We start from the raw sequence: 26,512 nt of genomic DNA, 5'->3' as shown, positions 1-26,512 counted from the left end.
TGGGGGGGGGGGCGCCCGCGCCGGCCGATGCCGCCGCCGAGGCCGTGCAACGCACCACGGCACAGCTCGACGTGCTGGCCGAGGCTGGGGTCGTCGATGCCGGTGGACTCGGTCTGCTCCTGCTGCTGGACGCGTTCGTCGAGACGGTTTCCGGCCGGCGTCCGGACCGGGCGCCGATCGCGACGTCGCGGCCCGGCGCCCCCGTCCGGCATGTCGGGCACGACGGGCGCGGCCTCCGCGACGACGGCCAGGACTTCGAGGTCATGTACTTCGTGGAAGGCTCCGACACCACCCGCATGGACGTCCTGCGTGCCCGTCTCGACGCGCTGGGGGACTCGGTTGCCGTCGTCGGTGACGGCGCCGGCACCTGGTCCGTGCACGTGCACTGCTGCGACGCGGGAGCCGCCGTCGAGGCCGGCCTGGAGGCCGGGAGGCTGCACCAGGTCAGCGTCACCTGCTTCGCGCTGGAGGCTCGGCAGCGGAGCGGCGTCGATCCGGTCGGTTCCGGTGCCGGAACTCGCTCGGTGCTCGCCGTCGTGGCCGGCGACGGAGCGGCGGAACTGTTCGAAGCCGAGGGTGCCGCGATCGTGCGAGCGGACCATCCGATCACCCGCCGGCATCTGCTCGACGCGATCCGCCGGCTGGGCAGCCGCGACGTGATGGTTCTGCCCAACGGTGCGCTGCCCGCCCAGGAACTCGTCGCCGTGGGTGCGGCGGCCCGCGACCACCGGCGTGAGGTGATGTTCCTGCCCTGCTCGTCGATGGTGCAGGGGCTGGCGTCGCTCGCGGTGCACGACCCGAGCCGCGATTCCGCCGACGACGCCTTCGCCATGTCGGAGGCGGCCGCCGCGACGCGGTGGGGCTCGTTGCGCATCGCGAACGAACGCGCCCTGACCTGGGTGGGAACCTGCGAGCCGGGGCACAGCCTGGGCCTGTCGGGTCACGATGTCGTAGTCATCGAGCATGATCTCGTGACGGCGGGAGCGTCGCTGCTCGACAAGGTGCTCGCCGCGGGCGGAGAGCTCGTGACGATGCTCGTCGGTCTCGACGCCCCCGACGGACTCGCCGAGCAGCTGACCCGGCACGTCAACGACCGCCACCCCGAGGTGGAGGTGCTGGTGTACCACGGAGGGCAGCGCAGCGACCTGCTGCAGCTCGGCGTGGAATAGCCGGCACAGGAACAGTCGGACGCCGGGTACCGGTGTCGATCGGAGCGGAGAGGACGGCAGTGGCGACACTCGCGGACCGACTCGATCATCTTCTCGGCCGCAAGACCGCGGAGGCACTCGCCGAGTCGTTCGGCATGACCACCGTCGAGGACCTGCTGCGCCACTACCCCCACCGGTACGCCACCCAGGGCGCCGAGCTCGGCGACTCGCAACCGGCCGAGGGCCAGCACGTGACGATCATCGCGCGGGTGGCCAAGGCCGACGAGGTGCGGATGAAGAGCCGCCCCGGTACCCGTCTCGCTGTCGTGCTCGAATCGGACCGGCAGAAGATCGACGTGACCTTCTTCAACCCGCACAAGGTCAAGTACAACATCAAGCCCGGGGTGCGCGGCATGTTCTCCGGCACCGTCAAGTACTTCCGTGACAAGTGGAGCCTGGCCCACCCGAGCTACATCATCCTGCCCGAGCCCCGCGGCCCCGAGATCGGCGGCGCGGCCCCCCGGCCCGCCCGGGTACGTGGCGCCGGCGCCCTCGCCGGGATGGCCCGCAGTGCCCAGGGCGACGGCGGCATCGACATGTCGATCTTCGACCGGGCCCTCATCCCGATGTATCCCGCCACCCGCGACGTCGAATCGTGGACCGTGATGCGATGCGTGCGGCAGATCCTCGACCAGCTCGAGACCGTCGACGACCCGCTGCCCGACTGGGTGCGTCGCGAGCACGGCCTGATCGGGCTGGACGAGGCGCTGCGCCGCATCCACCTGCCCGACGACCGGGACGACGTCACCGCCGCCCGCGAGCGCCTGCGGTTCGACGAGGCCGCGGCGGTGCAGCTCGTGCTCGCCCGGCGCCGACACGACGTCGCGGTGCGCACCGCCCCGGCGTGCCCGCGCCGCAGCGGCGGTATCGCCGACGAGTTCGATCGGAGGCTGCCGTTCGAACTGACCGCCGGCCAGCTCGCCGTCGCGGGCGAGATCGCGGCCGACCTCGCCGGCGAGCATCCGATGAATCGGTTGCTGCAGGGCGAGGTCGGTTCGGGCAAGACGATCGTGGCGCTGCGGGCCATGCTGCAGGTCATCGACGCGGGGCACCAGTGCGCGCTGCTCGCCCCGACCGAAGTTCTCGCCGCCCAGCATGCGCGGTCGCTGACGAGGATGCTCGGCGACCTCGCCGAGGCGGGCGAACTCGGTGCCCACGAACTGGCCACGAAGGTCACCCTCGTGACGGGATCGATGGGCACCGCCCGCAAGCGGCAGGCCCTGCTCGACATCGTGAGCGGCGACTCGGGGCTCGTGATCGGCACCCACGCGCTGATCCAGCAGGGCGTCGAGTTCCACGACCTCGGGCTCGTCGTCGTCGACGAACAACACCGCTTCGGGGTGGAGCAGCGCGACGTGCTGCGCAACCGCGGCCGCGACGGTGCCAGCCCGCACGTGCTGGTGATGACGGCGACACCGATCCCGCGCACCATCGCGATGACCGTCCTCGGCGACCTCGAGGTGTCCACATTGCGGGAACTGCCCCGCGGCCGGTCGCCCATCACCAGCCGGGTCGTGGCGGCGAAGGTGCATCCGAGCTGGGTGACGCGCGCCTGGGAACGCATCGGCGAGGAGGTCGCGGCGGGCCGGCAGGCGTATGTGGTGTGCTCGCGCATCGGCGACGGCGACAGCGACGAGGACGCCGACCTCGTCGACGTCGACGTCGACGAGGCGGAGACGACCGGCGGGCGCAGGGGAAAGGGCACGCCTCCCGAGACGAAGTCGGTTCTCCAGCAGTTCGAGGAGCTCGCCGGGGGGCCGCTCGCCCATCTGCGGGTCGGGCTGCTGCACGGGCGCCTGCCCGCCGACGAGAAGGACGCGGTGATGCGCGACTTCGCCGCGGGCGACATCGACGTGCTGGTGTGCACCACCGTCGTCGAAGTGGGCGTGGATGTGCCCAACGCGACGGTGATGGTCATCGTGGATGCCGATCGCTTCGGGGTCAGCCAGCTGCATCAGCTGCGCGGCCGGGTGGGCCGGGGCGGGCATGCGGGGCTCTGCCTGCTCGTGACCGATTCAAAACCGGGCGCGCCCGCCATGGCCCGCCTCGAGGCCGTCGCCGCGACGACCGACGGATTCGCGCTCGCCCAGCTGGACCTGCAGCAGCGCCGCGAGGGGGACGTGCTCGGCGTCGCCCAGTCGGGCACCACGTCGACGCTGCGGATGCTCTCGCTCGTCGACGACGTCGAGGTCATCTCGGCCGCGCAGGCCTTCGCCCGTGCGGTGACCGACCGTGATCCGCGGCTCGAGGACCACCCCGGTCTGGCCCGCATGGTCTCGGCCGCGCTCGACACCGAACGGGTCGCGTACCTCGAGAAGTCGTGAGGTTACGTTTCGCGCACGTCGGGTGCGGCGCCCGCGTGAGGTGACGGCGGACGCCTCCTCCGTGTTTCCGGCGCGTTAAAGATCTCTCGACCTGCATCGTTTCAGTCGGCCGAAGACTGCCGTTCGTCCCACGATCTGGGATGCAGGCGCCGAACGGAGTGTTACGTCGCGGTACCGTCGTCCAATGTTCTCCAAAGTGCTTGTCGCCAACCGAGGCGAGATCGCGATCCGCGCGTTCCGTGCCGCCTACGAACTGGGTGCCGGTACCGTCGCGGTGTTTCCGTACGAGGACCGCAATTCCCTGCACCGGCTCAAGGCCGACGAGGCCTACCAGATCGGGGAGCAGGGGCATCCGGTCCGCGCGTACCTGTCCGTGGCTGAGATCGTCGCCGCCGCCAAGAAGGCCGGGGCCGACGCGGTCTACCCCGGCTACGGCTTCCTGTCCGAGAACCCGGATCTGGCGGCGGCGTGTGCGGCGGAAGGCATCACCTTCATCGGTCCGTCGGCGCACGTGCTGGAGCTGACCGGGAACAAGGCCCGGGCGATCGCCGCGGCGAAGGCGGCGGGCCTGCCGGTGCTGGCGTCGTCCGAGCCGTCGGCCGACCTCGAGGAGCTGCTCGAGGCGGCCGAGTCGATGGAGTTCCCGATCTTCGTCAAGGCCGTCGCCGGCGGCGGCGGACGCGGCATGCGGCGCGTCGCCGAGCGCAGCCAGCTGCGCGAGGCGATCGAGGCGGCGTCCCGAGAGGCGGACGCGGCGTTCGGCGATCCCACGGTGTTCCTCGAGCAGGCCGTGGTCGATCCCCGGCACATCGAGGTGCAGATCCTGGCCGACGGCCAGGGCAACGTCATGCACCTGTTCGAGCGGGACTGCTCGCTGCAGCGCCGCCACCAGAAGGTCATCGAGCTGGCCCCGGCACCGAACCTCGCGCCCGAGCTGCGCGAGCGGATCTGCGCGGACGCCGTCGCGTTCGCGAAGCAGATCGGCTACAGCTGCGCCGGCACCGTCGAATTCCTCCTCGACTCCCGCGGCAACCACGTCTTCATCGAGATGAACCCGCGCATCCAGGTCGAGCACACGGTCACCGAGGAGATCACCGACGTCGACCTGGTGCAGGCGCAGCTGCGCATCGCCTCCGGCGAGTCGCTGACCGACCTGGGCCTGTCGCAGGACAAGGTCGCCATCCGCGGCGCGGCGCTGCAGTGCCGCATCACCACCGAGGATCCGGCCAACGGCTTCCGGCCCGACACCGGCCGCATCAGTGCCTACCGCACGCCCGGCGGCGCCGGCATCCGCCTCGACGGCGGCACCTCCGTCGGCGCCGAGGTCTCCGCCCACTTCGACTCGATGCTGGTCAAGCTCACGGCCCGCGGCCGCGACCTGCCCACCGCCGTCGCCCGCGCCCGCCGCGCGGTCACCGAGTTCCGCATCCGCGGCGTGTCGACGAACATCCCCTTCCTGCAGGCCGTGCTCGACGACCCGGACTTCCGGGCCGGCAACGTCACCACGTCGTTCATCGACGAGCGACCCCAGTTGCTGACCGCCAAGACGTCCGCGGACCGCGGCACCAAGATCGTCGAGTACCTGGCCGACGTGACGGTGAACAAGCCGCACGGCGAGCGCCCGACGACGGTGTACCCGCACGACAAGCTGCCGAAGATCGACCTCGACGTCGCCCCGCCGGCAGGCTCGCGGCAGCGGCTGCTCGCCCTCGGCCCGGACGGCTTCGCGAAGGCGCTGCGCGAACAGAAGGCCCTCGCCGTCACCGACACCACCTTCCGCGACGCGCACCAGTCGCTGCTCGCGACCCGCGTGCGCAGCAAGGACCTGCTCACCGTCGCCGGTCACGTCGCGCGGATGACCCCGCAACTGCTGTCGATCGAGGCGTGGGGCGGCGCCACCTACGACGTCGCGCTGCGGTTCCTGCACGAGGATCCGTGGGAGCGTCTTGCGGCGTTGCGCGAGGCCATCCCCAACATCAACCTGCAGATGCTGCTGCGCGGCCGGAACACGGTCGGCTACACCCCGTACCCGGAGGTGGTCACCCGCGCGTTCGTCCGTGAGGCCACCGACACCGGCATCGACATCTTCCGCATCTTCGACGCGCTGAACAACGTCGACCAGATGCGGCCGGCGATCGACGCGGTCCGCGAGACCGGGACCGCCCTGGCCGAGGTCGCGATGTCCTACACCGGGGACCTGTCGAATCCCGGAGAGACGCTCTACACCCTCGACTACTACCTGCGCCTGGCGGAGCAGATCGTCGAGGCCGGGGCCCACGTGCTGGCGATCAAGGACATGGCCGGACTGCTGCGCGCCCCCGCGGCCGCCACCCTGGTCTCGGCGCTGCGCAGCAACTTCGACCTGCCGGTGCACGTGCACACCCACGACACCCCCGGCGGCCAGCTCGCGACGTACCTCGCGGCGTGGCAGGCCGGCGCCGACGCCGTCGACGGGGCGTCCGCCGCGCTGGCCGGCACCACCAGTCAGCCCGCGCTGTCGGCGATCGTCGCCGCGGCGGCCCACTCGGAGCACGACACCGGCCTCGACCTGCAGGCCGTGTGCGACCTCGAACCGTACTGGGAGGCGCTGCGCAAGGTGTACGCGCCGTTCGAGTCGGGCCTGCCCGCACCCACGGGCCGCGTCTACACCCACGAGATCCCCGGCGGGCAGCTGTCGAATCTGCGGCAGCAGGCCATCGCGCTGGGCCTGGGTGACCGGTTCGAGGAGGTCGAGGCAAAGTACGCCGCCGCCGACCGGATGCTCGGCCGGCTGGTCAAGGTCACCCCCTCGTCGAAGGTCGTCGGTGACCTGGCTCTGCACCTGGTGGGCTCCGGCGTCGCCAGCGAGGAGTTCGCGGCCGATCCGTCCCGCTTCGACATCCCGGACTCGGTGATCGGATTCCTCCGCGGCGAGCTCGGCACTCCGCCCGGCGGGTGGCCCGAGCCGTTCCGCTCGAAGGCCCTCGAGGGCCGGGGCGCCCCCAAGGCCGAGGTGCCGCTGACGTCCGAGGAGGAGAAGGCCCTCGACGACACCTCCACCGAGCGCCGCGCCACCTTGAACCGGCTGCTGTTCCCCGGCCCGACCCAGGCGTTCCTCGAGCACCGGGACCGCTACGGCGACACCTCGGAGCTGTCGGCCAACCAGTTCTTCTACGGGCTGCGGCGCGGGGAGGAACACCGGGTGCGCCTGGACAAGGGCGTCGAGCTGCTGATCGGGCTCGAGGCGATCTCCGAGCCGGACGAGCGCGGCTTCCGGACCGTGATGTGCATCCTCAACGGGCAGCTGCGCCCGGTGTCGGTGCGCGACAAGTCCGTCGCCAGCGAGGTTCCGGCCGCGGAGAAGGCCGATCGCGCCAACCCCGGGCACGTCGCCGCGCCCTTCGCCGGCGCCGTGACCCTCCTGGTCGCCGAGGGTGACCGGGTCGCCGCCGGCGACACCGTCGCCACCATCGAGGCGATGAAGATGGAGGCCGCGATCACCGCTCCGCGCGGCGGCGTGGTCACTCGCGTCGCCCTCGCCGGGGTGTCCCAGGTGGAGGGCGGTGACCTGCTGGTCGTCGTGTCCACCGAGGAGAGCGCGGAGTGATCGGACGGTTCTCCGGGACGGTGCGATGACCCGGATCGTGGCCGGCCGGGCCGGGGGGCGGCGCCTGAAGGTGCCGCCCCGCGGGACCCGCCCCACCTCCGAGCGGGTCCGCGAGGCGCTGTTCAGCTCGCTCACGGCCCGGATGGAGCTCGACGGCGCGTCGGTGCTGGACCTGTACGCCGGCTCCGGCGCGCTCGGACTCGAGGCGTTGTCCCGGGGCGCTGCCCACGCCCTGCTCGTCGAGTCCGACGCGCAGGCCGCCGCGGTGATTCGCCGGAACATCCGCGAACTCGGGCTGCCTGCGGTGCTGCGGGCGGCGCCGGTGGCCGCGGTGCTCGGCGGTGCCCCGGACCGGGTCTACGACCTCGTGCTCGCAGATCCGCCGTATGCGGTGACCGAGCAGGCGGTGTCCGCGATGCTCACCGTTTTGGTCGACGGGGGCTGGGTGGGGGAGGGCTCGGTGGTGGTGCTCGAGCGTTCTTCCCGCTCGCCGGAGACGGTCTGGCCGGACGCCCTCGAACCGGAACGCGTCCGCAAGTACGGTGAGACCCGGATCGAGATCGCCACCTGCTACGGTTCGGACTCATGAGCAGTGCGGTCTGCCCCGGTTCGTTCGATCCCGTGACCAACGGCCACCTCGACGTCATCTCGCGGACTGCCGTGCAGTTCGACGAAGTGACGGTGACCGTCGTGATCAACCCCAACAAGCAGGGAATGTTCACGGTCCCCGAGCGCATCGAGATGCTCACCGAAGCCACCGCCCATCTCGGCAACGTGCGCGTCGACTCCTGGCAGGGCCTGCTGGTGGACTACGCACGCGCCCACGGGATCACCGCCATCGTCAAGGGCCTGCGCGGGGCCAACGACTTCGACTACGAGCTGCAGATGGCGCAGATGAACCACAAGCTCACCGGCGTCGACACCCTCTTCGTCGCGACCAACCCGGCCTACAGCTACCTGTCGAGTTCACTCGTCAAGGAGGTCGCCACCTACGGCGGCGACGTCGCCGACATGCTTCCGGCAACGGTGCACAAGCGGCTCCTGGCGCGGATCGCGGAGCGGACAGCCGCGCAGCGCTGATCGGACCCAGCCGCGCAGCGCTGATCGGATCCGACGGGCGGGTCGGCGCGGCCCGTTCGATTGCCGACACACCGGGTGCGCGATGCGCGACTCGGACGGTACCTGCGGCAGACTTGCATCCGGCGCCGGTCGCACCGGCCGCGCCGGGACGACGATTGGGGTTGGGCGTGTACCGCGTATTCGAGGCACTCGACGAGCTGGTCGCGATCGTCGAGGAAGCACGCAGTGTCCCGATGACCGCGAGCTGCGTGGTCCCGCGCGGCGACGTACTGGATCTGCTCGACGACGTCCGCGACGCGCTGCCGGCGGAACTGGACGACGCGCAGGACGTTTTGGACCATCGCGACAAGCTCATCGGGGACGCGCGGACTCAGGCCGACAAGACGGTCGCGGATGCCGACGCGGAGGCCCGCGAGACTCTCGACAACGCCCGCGCGGACGCGGATCGCATGCTCGCCGACGCGAAGGCGCAGGCGGACCGGATGGTGCAGGAGGCCCGCGCCCACGCCGACGATCTGCTGCGCGACGCCCAGGCCGAAGCCGACGACACGATCGCCGACGCCAAGGACCAGTACGAGTCCGTGACGGCCCGCGCGCAGGCCGAGGCCGACCGCATGATCGAGGCAGGCAAGGCCTCGTACGAGCGGTCGGTCGCCGACGGCGAGGCCGAGCAGGCCCGGCTGGTGTCGCAGACGGAGGTCGTCCAGGCCGCGCACGCCGAGTCGGCCCGGGTCATCGACGCCGCACACGCCGAGTCGGATCGGTTGCGGTCGGAATGCGACGAGTACGTCGACTCCAAGCTCGCCGAGTTCGAGGACGTGCTCGGCACGACCCTGCGGTCGGTGGGCCGCGGCCGGCAGCAGTTGCGAACAGGCGCCGGGGTGCCCGACTACACGGAAGCCGAACGCCGGTCCGAGCGGCGCCGCTGACGCCACCGGCGTCCGCGCGGGGGCGATTTCGCCGCGCCCGGGTCCGTCGCGTATCGTGGAGTGGTTGCCCAGCCGCCCCGCGGCATCCGCCACCTGGAAAGAGGAAGAAGCATTCCCGTGTCTGCCCGCCGTCGCAGCTCCCAGCATCCCGCCCGGGATTCGGGTCTCGTGCTGGACGTACTCTCGCTCGGCCGCCGTCCGGGCTCCATGCGCACCGTCCACGAAGTGGTACCCGCGCCGGTGCGGATCGGACTCGACGCGATCGCGATCGCGGAAGGCACGGATGTGGAACTCGACCTCCGGTTGGAAGCGGTCTCGGAGGGGGTCCTCGTCACCGGGACCGTGCGTGCCGATACAGTCGGCGAGTGCTCGCGCTGCCTCGAACCCTTCGAGGACTCGGTGGAGTTGTACCTGACGGAGCTGTTCGCCTACCCGAACAGCGTCACGGAGCAGACCACCGACGAGGACGAGGTCCACCGCCTGGTGGACGACACGATCGACCTCGAGCCGGTCATCGTCGACACCGTCGGACTGGAACTTCCGCTGCGGCCGTTGTGTAGTGACGACTGCGCGGGACTGTGCCCCGAATGCGGCATTCGCCTGGCGATTGCGGAATCCGGGCACGGGCATGAGAGAATGGATCCTCGCTGGGCTGGGTTGGCAGCCGCTTTCGGCGCAGGCTCCGAAGAACCCAGCAGTGCACCCGACAGCAAGAACAACGAGGAGAAGTAGACGTGGCCGTCCCCAAGCGCAGAATGTCGCGTTCGAACACCCGGTCGCGGCGGAGCCAGTGGAACACCACTGCGCCGACGCTCGTCACCTGCCCGAACCGTGGCTGCGGTGAGAAGAAGCTGCCCCACGTGGCGTGCCCGTCGTGCGGCACCTACAACGGCCGTCAGGTGACCGCCGCCGTCTAGTTCTCGAATTCTGAGACATCGTGACGAGCGATTCGACCACCGCATCCGAGGGCGGCGAAGGGGAACACGTGTCCCTTCTCGCCGCCCTCGGTGTCGATGTGGATCCGGAGCTGCTGACGCTTGCGCTCACGCACCGCTCCTACGCCTACGAGAACGGCGGCCTGCCGACCAACGAGCGTCTCGAGTTCCTCGGTGACGCCGTCCTGGGCCTCACCGTCACCGAGAAGCTGTACCTGTCACACCCGGACAAGTCCGAGGGTGAACTCGCGAAGATCCGCGCTTCGGTGGTGAACATGCACGCCCTCGCCGAGGTCGCGCGCTCCCTCGGGGAGGGGGGCCTCGGTCCGCACCTGCTGCTCGGCAAGGGTGAGGAACTCACCGGGGGCCGTGACAAGCCCAGCATCCTCGCGGACGGCATGGAGTCGCTGCTCGGTGCCGTCCACCTGCAGCACGGCATCGACGTCGCACGCACCGTCGTGCTGCGCCTGTTCGCCGAACTCCTGGAGCGGGGCCCGCGCCTCGGCGCCGGCCTCGACTGGAAGACGAGCCTGCAGGAACTGACCGCGGAACGCGGCGTGGGCGTGCCCGCGTACGAGATCACCGCCACCGGCCCGGACCACGACAAGGAATTCACCGCGACCGTGATCGTCGCGGGCGACGCCCGTGGTGTCGGCGTGGGACGCACGAAGAAGGAAGCCGAGCAGAAGGCCGCCGCCGCGGCCTGGCAGAGCCTGTCCGACAGCGACGCCGCCCCCACCGGCGCCGCCGCCGACCAGAACTGACCCGACGTGCCCGAACTGCCCGAGGTCGAGGTCGTCCGCCGCGGCCTGGACGCGCACGTCCGGGGCGCCACCATCGAGTCCGTCCAGGTGCTGCATCCGCGTGCGGTGCGCCGGCACGAACCCGGTCCGCGGGATCTCGCGTTGCGGCTGACCGGGCAGGCCGTCGCCGCGGTCCAGCGTCGCGGCAAGTACCTGTGGCTCGTCCTCGAGCCCGCCGACGTCGCGCTGGTCGTGCATCTCGGGATGAGCGGACAGATGCTGGTCCAGCCGCCTGCGGTGCCGGACGAGAAACACCTGCGCATCCGTGCCGTTCTCGACAACGGCACCGATCTGCGGTTCGTGGATCAGCGCACCTTCGGCGGCTGGGCCCTCGCCCCGCTCGTCGAGGTCGACGGTGCCGTCCTGCCGGAACCCGTCGCGCACATCGCCCGCGACCCCCTGGACCCCGCGTTCGACGCGGCCGCCGTGGTGAAGGTGCTGCGCGGCAAGCACTCCGAGATCAAGCGCCTCCTCCTCGACCAGACCGTCGTGTCGGGCATCGGCAACATCTACGCCGACGAATCGCTGTGGCGGGCCGGCGTGCACGGCAACCGTGCCGCCGACCGGCTCGGGGGACCGACCCTGCGCCGGCTCCTCGACGCGGCCCGCGACGTGATGGGCGAGGCACTCGCGAAGGGTGGCACCTCGTTCGATGCCCTCTACGTCAACGTCAACGGCGAGTCCGGATACTTCGATCGGTCGCTGAACGTCTACGGCCAGGAGAACCTGCCGTGCCCACGGTGCGGTACGCCGGTCCGGCGCGAGAAGTTCATGAACCGCTCGTCGTTCAGTTGCCCGACCTGTCAGCCGCCGCCCCGGAGCGCGCGGCGAGTCTGAGCTTCCGCCCACCTCCGAAACCGTCGAAGCGGCGAATCCGCCTCACGATCCCGCTCCGGGCAGGCACAGTGGGAGCGGCGGAGGAGGACGCACATGCGAACATCGAGGACGGCCGTACCCGTGGCTGCGGCAGCGCTGGCGGTGGCACTCGCGGTCGGCGGCTGCGGCACCGACGACACGTACCCGAGCGAGTCGGCGCAGACGACCACCGAGACAGCCCCGGAGACGACCCCACCGACCGGGACGGCCGGGTCCGAACCCGGGCAGCCGGGCACCGAGCCGCAGGTCACCGAAGCGACGGGTGGGATCCCGGCCTATCAGCCGTCGACACTCGTCAGCCGATCGATCGGCTCGACCGTCCTGACGACCTCCGACCCGATCGAACAGGTCGGCGCCTTCTACCTCGACTTCGTGGACCGGGAGGGGTGGCAGACGGTCTCCGAAAGTGTCACTCCGTACAGCACGAGTCTCACGATCAGGAAGACGGGGGAGGGCGCCTCCATCTCGGTCTCGTCGGGTGGTGACGGGACGCTGATCTCGATCAGTACCTATCCGTCTCCGTAGCGGCGCTGCTCAGCCGTCTCCGAGCCGGCGTGGGCGGAACAGCGCCTCGGCGTCGTCCGTCGCGTAGGCGGACCGGCGTTGATCCGCCAGGCCCAGCATGTATTCGGCGACCTGCTCGGGGGCTGTGCGGTAGACGTCCCAAAGGTGTTTCGGGCCCTCGGGGAAGGCGATGATCCCTTCCCCCGCGGCGACGGCGTCCAGGATCGTCCGCGCGGCCTCGTCGGCGGTGATCGAGTCGTCGGGGGCTCGGCCCGCGACGGGATCTCCCATGAGCGAGGTCTCGAAGATCCGGGTGGCAACGTTGCCGGGGCACACCACCGAGACCCGGATGCCGTCGGCGGCAAGTTCGTACCGCAATGCTTCGCTCAACCCTACGATCCCGAATTTCGTTGTGCAGTAGAGCGATTGATATGGGAACGGCACCAGCCCCGCGACCGATGCGGTGTTGACGAGGTGACCGCCGCCCTGCCTCCGCATGATCGGCAGGGCGGCATGGATCCCGTAGATCACACCCCACAGGTTCAGATCCACGATGCGCCGCCACTGTTCGAGCGTCGCCTCACCGATCGGCAACGTGCCGCCTACCCCCGCGTTGTTGAACAGGAAGTCGAGGCGGCCGTGGCGGGAGGCCGCCTCCTCGATCAGGTGCTGGACCTCCTGCTGCCGCATCACGTCCACGGTTGCGCACTCGACGCGGCCGGCGTGCTCGACGAGGGACTCACGTGCCGCGGCGAGTCGCTCCGAGTCTCGGTCGGCGAGCACGACGACCGCGCCCGCGCGCGCGAGCGCCTCGCCGACGGCGCGGCCGATCCCCGAGGCCCCGCCCGTGACGACGCACACCCCTCCTTCGAAATGCCCGCTCATGTCCACAACCTCCGTGCCGAGGCGACCTGGAGGGCCTGGTGGCCGCGCGTGACGTCGTCGATCGGCAATCCGGCCGGAGCGTCGGCGACGTGCCTCTGGGTGGGGTTCTCCTCCCAGGTGAGCAAATGCCGGTCGATCGTTCCCTCCGCTTGCCCCTCCTGCGTGTAGGTGAGATCGATCGGGTACAGCGTCGGGTGGCTCAGGGCCGTGCCGGGCCTGCCGATGTGTGGGATGTAGCCGCCGCCGGCCATCGACCCCACGCCGCGGTTCATCGCGTATCCGATCTCGACGACCGCTTCGGTGATCTCGAAGCCCCCCGGGACGTGACGCGTCGGGCCTGCGGATCTGTGCGGTACCGGATGGCGACACCGGTCACATCGCAGTACGTCCACGACCCCAGGGGCGCGGGGGGCGAAGTGGGCAGGCTTCGAATATGTCTCGACCTCGGAGACGGTGAACACCTTCCGGAGCGTATCCCGTTCGTGCGGCATGCATTCTGATTCGCGGCGATCGGGGACCCACGCACTCGCGCGTCTGCTTGCAGAATGCCTCGCTCGAGCTGCCGGGTCCGGTACGGGGGCGATGCCAGGGCGACGGGAAGACCGTCCGGCGTTTCGCGCGGACGCCCGGTGTGCACCGCATCGTCGACGCCGAAGACCCGCATTGCCGTCTGCGCGGCGGTGTCGCCTTCGGTGCTCTCGGCTCGGATCGGGGGCGCCGGGTGGGATACGGTGGACTCGGTGCGCCGGGAAGTCTGGTCGGCAAACGATGACCGCTGCGCGAAATCCGAGGACGATCGATGACGACACCCTTCTCCCGCCTGCCGTTGCTCTCACGTGGATCGTGGGAGGAATCCAAGCGGGTGACCGAGATTCTCCGCAAGGAGACGGTCGGCGGCATCCTGCTGCTCATCGGCGCGCTCGCGGCCCTGATCTGGGCCAACACGCCGTGGTCCGACGCCTACCACAGCCTCCGTGACACCACGGTGGGCCCGTCCGCCCTGCATCTGGACCTGTCTCTCGGGACGTGGGCGGCCGACGGCCTGCTCGCCATCTTCTTCTTCGTCGTCGGCCTGGAACTCAAGCGCGAGTTCGTCGCCGGCGACCTGCGCGATCTACGGCGCGCCGCGGTGCCGATCACCGCCGCGGTAGGGGGAATGGCGGTTCCCGCCGTGGTGTTCGTCGCGGTGAATCTGCGTGGCGGAGGGGACGCCCTGGCGGGATGGGCCGTGCCCACCGCCACCGACATCGCCTTCGCCGTGGCCATCCTCGCCGTCATCGGGACGCACCTCCCGGCCGCCCTGCGTACCTTCCTGCTGACGCTCGCCGTCGTCGACGACCTGCTCGCCGTCACCGTGATCGCGGTGTTCTACACCGACGACCTCGACTTCGTATACCTCGGACTGGCGCTGCTGCCGCTGCTCGCCTTCGCGCTCGCGGTGCAGCGAGGCATCCGGTTCTGGTGGCTGCTGGTGCCGCTGGCGGCGCTCACATGGTTCCTCGTCCACGAATCCGGCGTGCACGCCACCGTGGCCGGCGTCCTGCTCGGGTTCACCGTGCCGGTCGCCCGCCGGACACGCACCGGAACCGAAGCCATGGCCGAGCAGTTCGAACATCGCCTCCGGCCACTGTCGGCCGGGGTGGCTGTCCCGATCTTCGCGTTCTTCGCCGCCGGCGTGACGATCGGTGGCCTCGACGGCCTGGGTGAAGCGCTCCGCGACCCGATCTCGATCGGTGTCGTCGCGGGCCTCGTGCTCGGCAAGGTCGTCGGGATCTTCGGCGTCACCTACCTGATGGCCCGGTTCACCCGCGCCCACCTGGACGAGGGTCTGAGCTGGCTGGACGTGCTCGGAGTCGCGCTGCTCGGCGGCATCGGCTTCACCGTCTCCCTGCTCATCGGGGATCTCGCGTACGGCGCCGGCACGGTCGCGGCCGACCACGTCAAGGTCGCCGTCCTCGTCGGCTCCCTCACGGCGGCGCTCGCCGCCTCGGTCGTGCTCCGCTCCCGGAACCGGGCCTACCGCAGGATCGCCGAACTCGAGACCGTCGACGCGGATCACGACGGCATCCCGGACGTCTACCAGCGCTGAGGCTCCGCCGGGTCGCGTGACAGGGATCGGCGATTCCTGGGCGAGGCGATCGACCCCGCCTAGAATGGACGGACGGACATCGCGGCGGCACCCGATCCCGCGCCGCCCCGGCCACCGCGGTGTACGCGGGTGATCGGAGGTGGACGTGCATCCCTCCGAACCCGCGCGTGTGCTACCCCGCCGGGCGTATCGGGCGCTCGTCGCGTTTCTGGTCCTCTTCGCTCTGCTCGTCGTGGGACCTCGGCTGGTGGCGGTGTACACGGACTGGCTCTGGTTCGGGGAAGTCGGCTACCGAGACGTGTGGGGCACCGTCCTCGTGACCCGGCTGGTGCTGTTCGCCGTGGTGACGCTGGTGGTGACGGGGCTGCTCTTCGGAGCGACGGTGTGGGCGTACCGATCGCGCCCCCTGTTCGCCACCGGTCCGGACGATCCGATCGAGCGATACCGGATCATGGTGCTGCGGCGCCCGAAGCTGTACGCGATCGGCATTCCGCTGCTGCTGGGACTGTTCTTCGGCCTGAGCGCACAGAGCCAGTGGGCCAGAGTGCAGCTCTTCCTCCACGGCGGAGCATTCGGTAGCTCCGACGCCGAGTTCGGGCACGATATCGGGTTCTACGTCTTCGACCTGCCCTTCTACCGGCTCCTGCTGACGTGGGCGTTCGTCGCGCTGTTCCTGGCACTCGTGCTCTGCGCGGCTACCCACTACCTCTTCGGTGGACTCCGGGTGCCCTTCACGACCGGCTCCGAGACCCGACGCGGTACCACCGGCGCGACGACGCGCGCGGCCCGGATCCAGATCGCGGTTCTCGCCGGGAGCTTCGTCGCGCTCAAGGCGGTCGCGTACTGGTTCGACCGGTACGAGTTGTTGTGGAGCGGCCGGAAGGAACCGACGTTCACCGGGGCCGGGTTCACCGACATCAACGCGGTCCTGCCGGCGCGCCTGATCCTGGTGGCGATCGCCGTGCTCTGCGCGGCGGCGTTCTTCGCCTCGATACTGCTGGACGACCTGCGGGTGCCGTTGATGGCGACCGCGCTCCTGGTCCTGTCGTCGATCGTCGTCGGCGGTGTCTTCCCGGCGCTCACGGAGCAGTTCTCGGTGCGCCCGAATGCGGCCGATCGCGAGAGCCCGTACATCGAGCGCAACATCGCCGCGACCAGGCAGGCGTACGAGATCGAGGCCGATCGCGTCGAGTACCTCGACTATCCCGGGGTCGGAACCCGGCCGCCGCGGGAGATCCCGGCCGACGTCATTACGATCGCCAATGCCCGGCTGCTGGACCCGAACGTGCTCTCCAGGACCTTCACCCAGCAACAGCAGCTGAAGAACTTCTACGGGTTCACTCCGCAGCTGGACATCGACCGGTACACCATCGACGGGAAGGTCGGTGACTACATCGTCGCCGCCCGGGAACTCTCCCCGGACAGTCTGAGCGGCAACCAGACCCAGTGGATCAACCGGCACACCGTCTACACCCACGGCAACGGATTCGTGGCGGCGCCGGCGAACCGGGTCAACGCCGCCGTCCGGGACGCGGCCGCGGCCGGCAGCGGAAGCGACAGCGGTTACCCCATCTACACCGTCAGCGACATCGCTTCCCAGGCCTCCGGCCGGCAACTGATCCCGGTCGAGCAACCGCGCATCTACTTCGGTGAGCTGATCGCGGCGTCGGACCCGGACTACGCGATCGTCGGCGGGCCCGCCGGTGCGGCGCCGCGCGAGTACGACACGGACACCTCCCAGTACACCTACACCGGAAGCGGGGGAGTGCCGATCGGGAGCTGGATCAACCGGCTGGCCTTCGCGGTGCGCTACGGCGAGCGCAACATCCTGTTCTCCGGCGCCATCGGGGCGGATTCGAAGATCATCTTCGATCGTGATCCGAAAACCCGCGTGGAGCGGGTCGCGCCGTGGCTGCGCACCGACGGCAACCCGTACCCGGCGGTCGTGGCCGGCCGGATCGTCTGGATCGTCGACGGCTACACCACCCTCGCGCACTACCCGTACTCCCAGGCCGGCGCGCTGCCCGGCGCCGGCGTCACCGAGACCGGCCGGCTGTTGCCGGGTGAGGCCGTCTCCTACATCAGGAACTCGGTCAAGGCCACGGTGGACGCCTACGACGGCACCGTCACCCTCTACCAGGTGGACACGAACGACCCGGTCCTCGCGGCGTGGATGGGCGCCTTCCCCGACGCCGTGCAACCGCCGGAATCGATCAGCCCGGAACTGCGCTCCCACTTCCGTTACCCGGAGGACCTCTTCGGTCTCCAGCGGGACCGGCTCGCGAAGTACCACGTCGACGACCCACGGGAATTCTTCACCAACAATGCGTTCTGGTCCGTTCCCAGCGACCCCACCTCCGAGGCCGTGGGGTCTCAGCCGCCGTACTACGTGCTGGTCGGTGACCGCGAGAGCGCGGAACCGTCCTTCCGTCTGGCCAGCGCGATGGTGGGGTTCAACCGAGAATTCCTCTCCGCCTACATCTCGGTGGACTCCGACCCGGACAACTACGGCCGGATGGAGGTGCTGCAGCTGCCGACCGACACGCAGACCCAGGGTCCGCAGCAGACCCAGAACTCGATGATCTCCGACACCCGGGTGGCCTCCGAACGCACCCTGCTCGAGCGGTCAAACCGGATCCACTACGGCAATCTGCTGACGCTGCCGATAGCGGACGGCGGGGGGCTCTACGTCGAGCCCCTGTTCACCGAACGTCTCACGAGCACCGCCGACGGTTCGACGTTCCCGCAGTTGTCGCGGGTGCTGGTCAGCTATCGCGAACCCAGCGCCGGCGGCGTCCGTGTCGGGTACGCGCCCACCCTCGCCGAGGCCCTCGACCAGGTCTTCGGGGCGGGAACGGGCCGGGTGGCGACCGCGCCCGGAGGAGACGCCGCGACCTCGCCGGATCCTGCGACCGCGCCGCCGCCCGAGGACGGCGCCGCGGTGCCGCCGACCACCGCGCCCCCGCCGGCCGCGGAGCCGACCCCGGAGCAGCTGACCGCCGCCGTCGTCGAACTGAACAGCGCCCTGGCGGATCTGCGCGAGGCTCAGCGCACGGGCGACTTCACGTCGTACGGCGCCGCGCTCGACCGGCTCCAACGCGCCGTCGACAACTTCCTGGCGGCCGGGGGAAGCCCCAACTGAGGTTCACCGCGGCCGATGCCGGTGTCGTGGAGCCGCTCGCAATCGTGGCTGCCGTGGGCGGCGACCTCGCGCATCAACGGATCGGTGTCGACGACCACGATCTCGGACGGCGGGACGTCGTCCCGGGCGGCACGTCCACCGCGGCACGGCCCATGGTGCCTCCCTGGTCGTGAAATGCGAGCACCGATCGCCGACCGGATTTCCCGGCACTCCGGGCATCAGGCCCGGATCGAGGGAGCCTCGGTCCCGCCTGAAGTCACTGGTGCACGAGGCTGAGCCGACGCCACGACCACAGGGTCAGGCCCGCCGAGACGACCGGAACGGTGAGGGCCAGCGCGAGCTGCGGAGCGGTCACGGAACCGGCCTGCGGTCCCGCCGCCCACAGACCCGGAGCGGAGAACGGGAACCAGCCGCCGGCTCCCGTCATGACCGCCATCTGGGCGGCGATCACCACGGCGATGATCGTCCCGATCGCGGGCAGGTATCCCCGTGCCACGGTGGCGACCCAGGCGCAGGGAACGGCGAGCCCCGCGGTGAGCAGGGCTACGGCGAGGAATCGGCCGACGAGCGCAGCCGTCCCGGGGTCGAGGGGATCGTCGTCGACGAACGTTCCCGCGACCGCAAGCGCGGCGCCCGTCGCGACGCTGACGGCGACGGACCAGGTCAGCAGGATCAGCAGTTTCGCTGCAGCGACGGCCGGGCGGGAGACCGGGGCGGCCCACAGCCCGCTGATCGCCCCGTCGGTGAACTCGCGGCCGAAGACCCAGCCGACGACCACACCGAACCCGAGAAGCCCGCCCACCGAGACGATGGTATCGGCTGCGGCGAACAGCCCCGCACGGCCGCCGTCCTCGACGATCGCCTGCGCCTTGCCCGCCATCGTGGCGTCGGCGCCGTGCACGGATCGCAGGGTCAGCACGCACATGGCCACCACCCCCGTCGTGAGGAGGACGGTGGTGACCCACACGGGACGCGCCCGCCGGAACTTGGCCCATTCCACCGCCAGTGCGGCCCGGACCTGCTCGGACGTGGTCATCGGCGCGCCTCGCTGTCGCGGTACACCAGGTCGAAGAACTGCCGCTCGAGATCGATGCCGCGAGGGTCGAGGGCGCCGACGGTGCGCCCCTCGTTCACGACTGTGATGCGGTCGGCCACGCGGGCGACCTCGTCGAGGTGGTGACTCGACACCAGCGTCGCCGTGCCACGCTCCCGGCTGCGCTGCAGCAGCGTGCGCAACAGCATGATCCCGGCCGGATCCAGCGCATTGGTCGGCTCGTCCAGGATCAGCACATCCGGGTCCGCGATCAGTGCCGCGGCCAGCCCCAGTCGCTGCCGGTTGCCGAGGGACAGTTTCCGGGCACCGGTCCGCGCCCACCGGGCCAGGACGAGTTCCTCGATCCACCGGTCGGCCGCGGCGGTGGCGCCCGCCGCGGACAGGCCGGCGAGACGCCCCGCGATGCGCAGGTTCTGCACGACGGTGAGTTCGGGGTAGAGAAGCGGTGTTTCGACGAGGTGCCCGACCCCCGTCCAGTGCCGAGCCGGCATCGACGCCGGTGCCAGGCCCCGGACGCGCACGATTCCGTCGTCGGGCTCGATCATGCCGAGGAACAGGCGCATCAGGGTCGTCTTGCCTGCCCCGTTGAGGCCCACGAAGGCGTGCACCTCGCCCGCACGCACCTCGGTGGAGACGTTCTCGAGCACCGTCGTGGAGCCGTAGCGTGTGCACAAGTCGCGGCACTCGAGCACGACGTCGCCGACCGTCGTCATGACGTCTCCCGCGACTGCCGCGAGGGACGGGCCTGCGGTACGAGCTGGCGCAGGGCCGACGCGATGCGGTTGCCGAGCGTCCCGTCGCCGGTCTCGGCCCAGTCCGTCAGCGCCGCCATGAGGGCGCCCATGCAGGCCCCGGCGGCGACGGCGGCTTCGAGTCGTCGGGTGCCCGGTTCGGCGAGCGCGGCGGCGACGGCCTCCTGGGTGCGCAGCGTGTTCTCCCACATCCGCGCGCGCAGCCGGGGATGCGTCGCGACGATTCTCAGGCGGGTGCGCACGTCCCCGAGGTCGCTCTCGGGAATCTGCGCCCAGGCCTCGAGGATCCCCCGGCACGCCCGTTCCAGCGGGCTCCGGTCCGCCGGTTGCGCGGCCACGGCCTCCGCGATGACCGGGTCGTAGGGGTCGTCGAGCAGGACCGCATCCTTGGACGGAAAGTGCCGGAAGAACGTCATGTGCGACACCCCGGCGGCGGAGGCGATCCGGTCCACGGTGACGGCGTCGTAGCCGTCCTCGGTGAACAGGTGCACCGCCGTCGCCTGGATGCGCTGACGGGTTCGCGCGGACTTGGACACCCCGTAATGTTAGCTACTAACATTACGGAGGGGCAAGGAGAGTCCGCCGCGGGTGGGTCATGCGCTCCGGAGGTCGCGCCGCCGGAACGCGGCCAGCCCGGCCGCCGTGACGAGCGCGGCAAGAACGACGAGAGCGACGAAGGAACCCGCGGCGAACGGTTCGAGCGGCATCTGCCGTACATGGTTCAGCGGGGAGAGAGCGCCGGCGCTGCCGGGCAGATCCAGGATCGGTCCGAAACTGCCCACCAGGTAGCCGTAGACGACCAGCACCCAGACCAGATCGAAGGCGCGAGGGACGAGACCGAACAGCGCCGCTGCGATCGCCGCGACACCGAGCACGGCGGGAACGTAGCCGAGAAGCGCCCATACCGACGCGGCCACCCGGATCGGCTCGCCGGTGGACGCCGCAGCCCCCAGCCCGGTCCCCAGGCCGGCGAGTGCGAGGAGCGCCACCACGCCCAGGGCGGTCACGGACAGCCCCGCTGCCATCCATCCGGCCCGGCCCGTCGCGGTCGCCAAGACGGGCTCGATTTGGCCCGACTGCTCCTCGCTCCGCAAGCGACGGACGGACAGGATCGCGAAGCAGGAGGCGAGGAAGGCCATCGTGTACCCGGTCAGGCCCAGGAAGCCGTCGACGAGATTCGCGGTCGAACCACCCATGAGCACAAGAATGTCCTCGGGCAGGTTCGCGAAGCTCTCGGCGATCGAGCCGGTCAGGGAGCCGTAGAACAATCCCGTCAGTGCCAGGCCCGTGCCCCACCCGGCGATGCTGCGGCGCTGTAACCGTAGCGCCAGCGCGAACGGGGTCGCCAGCGCCGGTGCCGCCTCGTCGCGGCCCGGCCGCGGGGGCACCAGTCCGGCGCCGAGGTCGCGACGGTCCACGACCCGGTACGCGGCCGCTGCGGCGACCGCCGCGAACCCGAACGACAAGGCCAGCGGTCCCCATCGCGGATCGACGAATGCTCGCGTCTGCTGAGACCAGGCGATGGGGGACAGCCAGGACACCGCGCTGCCGTGCCGCTCCAGGACGTCGCCGACGCCCCGCACGACGAAGGCCGTTCCCAGTGCCGCTGCAGCCAGTCCTGTGGCAGTGCGCGCGTGTTCGCACACCTGGCACACCAGGGCGGTGAGTGCGGCGAAGAACAGCCCCAGCGCCGCGAACCCGGCGGCGAACAGCACCGCCCCGCCGGCGTCCACCCCGGCCGCCGTCATTGCCGCGCCGCCGGCCACGACGAGGGCGGCGTTCGCGACGAGCGCGGTGACCAGGGCCGCGGTCAGCGGGGCGCGCCGGCCCACCTGACCCGCCAGGACGAGTTCGGTGCGACCGTTCTCCTCCTCGCCCCGGGTGTGCCGGACGACGAGGAGGATATTCATGACCCCGGCGGCGACCAGCAGGTACAGCCCGTACTGGTTCGCCACGAATGCCTCGAGCGTGGGGTCGTCCATGCCGTAGCCGGGACCCGACATCATCACCCCCGCTGGATTGTCGGCGAAACCGGCCACGCTGCGGAGGTCCTCGGTGTCCGGGTACGCCAGCCGCAGGGCCGCGACGAAGTACGCCGCCAGGGCCGAGATGCCGATCACCCACAGCGGCAGCCGGATCCGGTCCCGGCGCAGGTCGAAGCGGACCAGGAAGGCGGTCCCGGCGAAGGCGTTCATCGTCCGCCGCCCACGCCGGCGACCTGTCGATCGCTGCCGTAGTGGCGCAGGAACAGCTCCTCGAGCGACGGCGGTGCGCTCTCGAGGCTGCGGACGCCGTACTCCGCGAGCCGGCGGACCACCTCCTCGAGGTGACCGTTGTCGACCTCGAACACGGTGTGCCCGTGCTCGTTTCGCAGCTCGTGTACGCCTTCGACCTGCGCCAGTCCGGACGCGTCGAGGTCGGTGCGGACCGTGATCGTCGACCGGGTGAGATGCCGCAGCTGGGCCAGCGACCCGGATTCCACGGTCCGTCCGTCCCGGATGATCGTCACGGTGTCGCAGAGCTTTTCCACCTCGGCGAGGATGTGACTCGACAGCAACACCGACGACCCGCGCTGGGTCGCTTCGGCAACACAGTCCTGGAACACCCGCTCCATCAACGGGTCGAGGCCGGACGTCGGCTCGTCGAGGACGAGGAGATCCACGTCCGAGGCGAGTGCCGAGATCAGCGCCACCTTCTGGCGGTTGCCCTTGGAATAGGCGCGGCACTTCTTGCGAGGGTCGAGTTCGAAGCGTTCGACCAGCTCGGTGCGACGTGCGCGGTCGGCCCCTCCCCGCAGTCGGCACAGGAAGTCGATGGCCTCGCCGCCGGTGAGCGACGGCCACAGGTTCACCTCGCCCGGGACGTACGCGAGGTGCCGGTGCAACTCGACGGCATCGCGCCACGGATCGAACCCGAGCACGGTTGCGGAGCCGCCGTCGGCGCGCAGGAGCCCCAGCAGGATCCGGATGGTCGTGGACTTGCCGGCACCGTTGGGGCCGAGGAAGCCGGCCACCTCACCGCGGCCGACCTGAAAGCTGAGACCGTCCAGCGCGGTCGTGGCGCCGAACGTCTTGGTGAGGTCGTGGACCTCGACGATCGTGTTCATGACTGTGTCCTGAGGGTAGGCGGGTTCCGGATCAGGAAGGGGGAGCGGCGGATTCGCCGCCCCCGGCGCCCGCCGGTGGGTCCGGGACGTACATCAGGTAGTCGTCGAGCAGCTTGCGGCTGGTGAGCAGGCCCTCGGAATACAGTTCGAGGGCCGGGGCGGTGACGGTCTCGGTCAGGTGCCGGAAGAACCCGGTGAAGTCCCCGCCCCGCAGGAGATCCGGGTGCAGGGTCATCTGCAGCAGCATCGACCCCACGTTCATGGCGGTGAGCAGGCGGGCCCGGGCGCGGTTGTCCCGGGACGGCCGGATCAGGCCGCTGCGTTCGCCTCCGGCGAGGTAGTCGACCGCGTCGTCGACCAAGTGGTCGAAGAACTCGGCCGCGCTCTCGCCGCCGGCCTGAAAGGTGCGGGCGACGTAGACGGCGAGCGGAGCGTACCGCTCGGCCCGCCCGAGTTGGGCCGGCCACGGGCCGGAGTCGCCGTCCGCGAGAGTCGTCCGCTTGGAGTCGCGGATCTGTTCCAGGACCCACGCGTCGCACGCCCGTCGCAGATCCTTCTTGGATCCGAAGTGGTGCACGATCAACGCCCCGCTCACCCCCGCGTCCGCGGCGATGGTCCGCAGGGACGCGCCGAACCCGTCGCGGGCGAAACGGAGGATTGCGGCCTCCCGGATGCGCGCGGCGGACGTGAGATCCCGGCGCTCGGCCGCCGAGAGCCGACCCGGCGTTGAACTCATGATCAGTATGTTAAACGCGTGTTCAGCCGCTGACAAGAGGGGAGGGCTTACCCCGCCTGTCGAGGACGAGGAGCGCCTACGGCGGGCCCTGCGCGCGCGCGTCGTCGAGCATGCGCATCACCCTCGTCGCGCTCACTCCGTGCACGAGAACGGAGAAGACGACGGTGAAGGCGACGGCGGCCCACAGCTCCTGCTCCTGCGCGATGTCGAGCTCCGCCGCGGCGTACGCGAGGTAGTAGACGGAGCCGATGCCGCGCACGCCGAAGAAGGCCGTGACGCGGCGTTCGCGGACGTCCATCTCGTCACAGCCCAGGAGCGAGAGCCAGCCGACCACGGGCCGGATCACCAGGACCAGGGCGGCCCCGACGAGAACCGAACCCCACGACAACTCGGCGAGCAGGCCGGTGGTGAGGCCGGCCCCCAGCAGGAGCAGGACCGCAAGCGTGAGGACGTGCTCGAGCTGCTCGACGAGGCTGTGCATCTCCGCGTGGTACTCGTGTGCGCGTTCGATGCGCCGCATGGCGACCGCACACACGAAGACGGCGAGGAAGCCGTAGCCGCCGACCAGTTCGGCGATTCCGTACACCGCGAAGGTGGCCGCGAGCGCGACGATCGGTTCACCCCGGTCGGCCAGCCGCACGTGTGCGACGGGGAAGTGGAACACCGCCCGCCCGACGAGATGGCCCGCCAGCGCGCCCACCACGGCGCCCAGGACGATCTTGCCGAGTAGCTCCCACAGGACCCAGGACACGATCCAGTCCTCGATCGGGCCCTTCGTGAACAGGAAGAGGGCGAGGTAGACGAAGGGGAACGCCAGCGCATCGTTGAGGCCGGCCTCGGACGTGAGCGCGAACCGCACCTCGTCGTCCTCGCGGTGGGAACCCTCCCCGGACGTGGGCCCCTCGACCTGCACGTCGGACGCGAGGACGGGATCGGTCGGGGCGAGGGCGGCCCCGAGCAGCACGGCGGCCGCGGGAGTCAGCGCCGCGGCCCACCAGCCCAGCACCGCGACGGCCACGATGCCGAGGGGCATCGCGACCAGCAGCAGCCGCCGGGTGGACTTCCACGACCGCCACCCGAGCGGGCGGTCGATCGCGAGGCCGACTCCCATGAGCGCGACGATCACGCAGACCTCGCTGAGGTACTCCGCCACGGCCGGGTGCCAGCCGGGGGTGACGGCTTCGACATTGTCGAACAGCAGCCCGAGCAACGCGCCGGCCACCAGCACGATCATGGGTGCCGAGATCGCGCGGTTGTGGAAGAGCCGAGGCACGGTGACGGCGAAGAGCAGCGCGAGCCCGGCGGAGACGTAGATGATCGCGGTGTCCAGTGCCGGGCCTTCGTTCGCTGCGATGTGGTCGGCGCAAGGATGCCCACGCGGCCACTCCCCGAAACGCGCGCCCTCGCCCGTGGATCCCGCTCAGATGTCGAAGAACACGGTCTCGTGGCCGCCCGCCGGGGTGTCCTGCAGGTACACGTCGAAGGTGTAGACCACCTTGCCGTCGCGTTCGGAGCGTGTCGCGATCAGCGTGTCGCGGCGGGTCTCCCACTCGATCCCGGTCAGGACGGGGTCGGCGGCGTTGGCGTCGGCCTCGTCGTCGAAGTAGACCCGGGTGTGCAGGCCGAGGTTGATGCCCCGGGCGAACAGCACCATAAGGATGTGCGGGGCCTGGGTCCCGCCGTCGTTCGCCGGCACCGGCCCCGGCTTGATCGTCTCGAAGGTGTAGACGCCGGTGTCGAAGTCGCCGCCCGTGCGGCCCCAGCCGCGGAAGGTCGGATCGATCTCCCGAGCCTGGGTACGGCCGCCCTGGGTGTGGCCGTCCTGGGAATCGCCGGGGTGGGCGTACCTGCCGGCGGCGTTGGCCTGCCAGATCTCGATCAGCACGTCGCGCACGGGGGTGCCGGTGCCGTCGAACACGCGGCCCTCGAGGGTGATGTGCTCGCCCTTCGTCTCCGGCGTGGTGAGGACGTTGCCGAAGTTGTGGTCGAAGATGTCGAACCCGGCCTGCTGCGGCGCGAGCCCGATGTGGACGTACGGGCCGCCGGTCTGCGAGGGGGTCTCCGGGCGGCGCGCGATCATGCTGTGCGGGGAAAGGCTCATCGGGGGGCTCCGGGAAGGGTGATGTTGTCGAAGAAGGTGGCGCGGCGGCCGCGCAGGGTGAGGTCGAAGCGGTAGGTACGCGCGTCGAAGGGAGCGTTGTTGGCGGGATCCTCCTGTGCGATCAGGCTGCGCAGCTGGTCCAGCGTCGGAACGGTCTTCGCGATGGGGCAGCGCTCGATGAGCGGGTCGCCCTCGAAGTACATCTGGGTGATCAGGCGCTGTGCCCAGCCGGTGCCGTTGATCGAGAAGTGGATGTGCGCGGGCCGCCAGGCGTTGGTGCTGTTGGCCCACGGGTACGGCCCGGGCTTGATGGTGCGGAAGAAGTAGTAGCCGTTCTCGTCGGTGATCATGCGGCCGCAACCGCCGAAATTCGGGTCGATCGGCGCGAGGTAGCGGTCCTTT

The 26,512-nt window shown here is 70.5% G+C and carries 25 protein-coding genes; 14 read left to right on the top strand and 11 right to left on the bottom strand.

Annotated elements, in window-relative coordinates; all coding sequences use genetic code 11:
- The 11 genes from OEY_RS0104825 to OEY_RS0104775 form a co-directional block, all read left to right on the top strand.
- Positions 1-1,169 (top strand): kinase related to hydroxyacetone kinase (locus OEY_RS0104825; RefSeq protein WP_010592793.1); only part of this gene is annotated, 1,169 nt, incomplete at its 5' end.
- Between the two features lie 59 nt (positions 1,170-1,228).
- A complete protein-coding gene (gene recG, locus OEY_RS0104820) occupies positions 1,229-3,532 on the top strand; it encodes an ATP-dependent DNA helicase RecG (RefSeq protein ID WP_010592792.1) in 2,304 nt (767 codons plus the stop codon).
- A 184-nt stretch (positions 3,533-3,716) separates the two neighbouring features.
- Positions 3,717-7,118: a pyruvate carboxylase gene (locus OEY_RS0104815; protein WP_010592791.1), complete on the top strand. Its 3,402-nt coding sequence runs from the start codon at positions 3,717-3,719 to the stop codon at positions 7,116-7,118.
- Positions 7,075-7,707 carry a 16S rRNA (guanine(966)-N(2))-methyltransferase RsmD gene (gene rsmD, locus OEY_RS0104810; protein WP_228287162.1) on the top strand — a complete coding sequence of 211 codons (633 nt, stop codon included), beginning with the start codon at positions 7,075-7,077 and terminating at the stop codon, positions 7,705-7,707. Before OEY_RS0104815 ends, rsmD begins: the two co-directional genes overlap by 44 nt.
- On the top strand, positions 7,704-8,198 hold the full coding sequence (coaD, locus tag OEY_RS0104805; protein WP_003939055.1) for a pantetheine-phosphate adenylyltransferase: 495 nt from the start codon (positions 7,704-7,706) through the stop codon (positions 8,196-8,198). The genes rsmD and coaD overlap by 4 nt, the downstream gene beginning before the upstream one ends.
- A 167-nt stretch (positions 8,199-8,365) precedes the next feature.
- Positions 8,366-9,127 carry a DivIVA domain-containing protein gene (locus OEY_RS0104800; RefSeq protein WP_010592789.1) on the top strand — a complete coding sequence of 254 codons (762 nt, stop codon included), beginning with the start codon at positions 8,366-8,368 and terminating at the stop codon, positions 9,125-9,127.
- Positions 9,128-9,244: 117 nt separating this feature from the next.
- The gene (locus tag OEY_RS0104795) at positions 9,245-9,859 is read left to right on the top strand and encodes a YceD family protein (RefSeq protein ID WP_029539890.1); all 615 of its coding nucleotides are present in this window, start codon (positions 9,245-9,247) and stop codon (positions 9,857-9,859) included.
- Between the two features lie 2 nt (positions 9,860-9,861).
- A complete protein-coding gene (gene rpmF / locus OEY_RS0104790) occupies positions 9,862-10,044 on the top strand; it encodes a 50S ribosomal protein L32 (RefSeq protein WP_003939052.1) in 183 nt (60 codons plus the stop codon).
- 20 nt (positions 10,045-10,064) lie between these two features.
- Positions 10,065-10,826 (top strand): ribonuclease III, encoded by a 762-nt coding sequence (gene rnc, locus OEY_RS0104785; RefSeq protein ID WP_010592787.1) that lies wholly within the window; start codon positions 10,065-10,067, stop codon positions 10,824-10,826.
- A 6-nt stretch (positions 10,827-10,832) separates the two neighbouring features.
- Positions 10,833-11,702 (top strand): bifunctional DNA-formamidopyrimidine glycosylase/DNA-(apurinic or apyrimidinic site) lyase, encoded by an 870-nt coding sequence (gene mutM, locus OEY_RS0104780; protein ID WP_010592786.1) that lies wholly within the window; start codon positions 10,833-10,835, stop codon positions 11,700-11,702.
- A gap of 93 nt (positions 11,703-11,795) precedes the next feature.
- Complete coding sequence (locus OEY_RS0104775; RefSeq protein WP_237713721.1) at positions 11,796-12,266, top strand: hypothetical protein; 471 nt, start codon at positions 11,796-11,798, stop codon at positions 12,264-12,266.
- 9 nt (positions 12,267-12,275) lie between these two features.
- Here OEY_RS0104775 and OEY_RS0104770 read toward each other — a convergent pair whose 3' ends face one another.
- Both OEY_RS0104770 and OEY_RS31105 read right to left on the bottom strand, forming a co-directional pair.
- Complete coding sequence (locus OEY_RS0104770) at positions 12,276-13,130, bottom strand: SDR family oxidoreductase (RefSeq protein WP_234420184.1); 855 nt, start codon at positions 13,128-13,130, stop codon at positions 12,276-12,278.
- Complete coding sequence (locus OEY_RS31105; protein ID WP_225222746.1) at positions 13,127-13,402, bottom strand: hypothetical protein; 276 nt, start codon at positions 13,400-13,402, stop codon at positions 13,127-13,129. Before OEY_RS31105 ends, OEY_RS0104770 begins: the two co-directional genes overlap by 4 nt.
- Positions 13,403-13,992: 590 nt before the next feature.
- Between OEY_RS31105 and nhaA the strand changes: the two genes are divergently transcribed.
- From nhaA to OEY_RS30395, 3 genes are all read left to right on the top strand, one after another.
- Positions 13,993-15,219 (top strand): Na+/H+ antiporter NhaA, encoded by a 1,227-nt coding sequence (nhaA, locus tag OEY_RS0104760; RefSeq protein ID WP_010592782.1) that lies wholly within the window; start codon positions 13,993-13,995, stop codon positions 15,217-15,219.
- A gap of 139 nt (positions 15,220-15,358) precedes the next feature.
- Complete coding sequence (locus OEY_RS0104755) at positions 15,359-18,361, top strand: UPF0182 family protein (protein ID WP_010592781.1); 3,003 nt, start codon at positions 15,359-15,361, stop codon at positions 18,359-18,361.
- Between the two features lie 26 nt (positions 18,362-18,387).
- Positions 18,388-18,534, top strand: a complete 147-nt coding sequence (locus tag OEY_RS30395) for a hypothetical protein (RefSeq protein WP_017680532.1) — start codon at positions 18,388-18,390, stop codon at positions 18,532-18,534.
- An 83-nt stretch (positions 18,535-18,617) separates the two neighbouring features.
- Here OEY_RS30395 and OEY_RS0104745 read toward each other — a convergent pair whose 3' ends face one another.
- From OEY_RS0104745 to OEY_RS0104705, 9 genes are all read right to left on the bottom strand, one after another.
- On the bottom strand, positions 18,618-19,397 hold the full coding sequence (locus OEY_RS0104745) for an ABC transporter permease (RefSeq protein ID WP_010592780.1): 780 nt from the start codon (positions 19,395-19,397) through the stop codon (positions 18,618-18,620).
- Positions 19,394-20,128: an ABC transporter ATP-binding protein gene (locus OEY_RS0104740; RefSeq protein WP_010592779.1), complete on the bottom strand. Its 735-nt coding sequence runs from the start codon at positions 20,126-20,128 to the stop codon at positions 19,394-19,396. Before OEY_RS0104740 ends, OEY_RS0104745 begins: the two co-directional genes overlap by 4 nt.
- A complete protein-coding gene (locus OEY_RS0104735; protein ID WP_010592778.1) occupies positions 20,125-20,703 on the bottom strand; it encodes a TetR/AcrR family transcriptional regulator in 579 nt (192 codons plus the stop codon). Before OEY_RS0104735 ends, OEY_RS0104740 begins: the two co-directional genes overlap by 4 nt.
- A gap of 57 nt (positions 20,704-20,760) precedes the next feature.
- On the bottom strand, positions 20,761-22,362 hold the full coding sequence (locus tag OEY_RS0104730; RefSeq protein ID WP_010592777.1) for an ABC transporter permease: 1,602 nt from the start codon (positions 22,360-22,362) through the stop codon (positions 20,761-20,763).
- A complete protein-coding gene (locus OEY_RS0104725; protein ID WP_010592776.1) occupies positions 22,359-23,273 on the bottom strand; it encodes an ABC transporter ATP-binding protein in 915 nt (304 codons plus the stop codon). Before OEY_RS0104725 ends, OEY_RS0104730 begins: the two co-directional genes overlap by 4 nt.
- 31 nt (positions 23,274-23,304) lie before the next feature.
- Positions 23,305-24,009 (bottom strand): TetR/AcrR family transcriptional regulator, encoded by a 705-nt coding sequence (locus OEY_RS0104720; RefSeq protein WP_010592775.1) that lies wholly within the window; start codon positions 24,007-24,009, stop codon positions 23,305-23,307.
- Between the two features lie 76 nt (positions 24,010-24,085).
- Complete coding sequence (locus tag OEY_RS0104715; protein ID WP_017680538.1) at positions 24,086-25,282, bottom strand: cation:proton antiporter; 1,197 nt, start codon at positions 25,280-25,282, stop codon at positions 24,086-24,088.
- Positions 25,283-25,429: 147 nt separating this feature from the next.
- Entirely contained in the window at positions 25,430-26,110 is a 681-nt protein-coding gene (pcaG, locus tag OEY_RS0104710) for a protocatechuate 3,4-dioxygenase subunit alpha (RefSeq protein WP_010592773.1), read from the bottom strand.
- Positions 26,107-26,512: dioxygenase family protein (locus OEY_RS0104705; protein ID WP_010592772.1), on the bottom strand; the 406-nt coding region annotated here is incomplete at its 5' end. The genes pcaG and OEY_RS0104705, both read right to left, overlap by 4 nt.

It is taken from the genome of Rhodococcus sp. P14, from assembly GCF_000256505.1.
In the GTDB taxonomy this organism is placed as follows: domain Bacteria; phylum Actinomycetota; class Actinomycetes; order Mycobacteriales; family Mycobacteriaceae; genus Rhodococcus; species Rhodococcus ruber.
The sequence above is the reverse complement of the archived record's forward strand: the minus strand, read 5'-3'. Positions and strand labels throughout refer to the sequence as shown.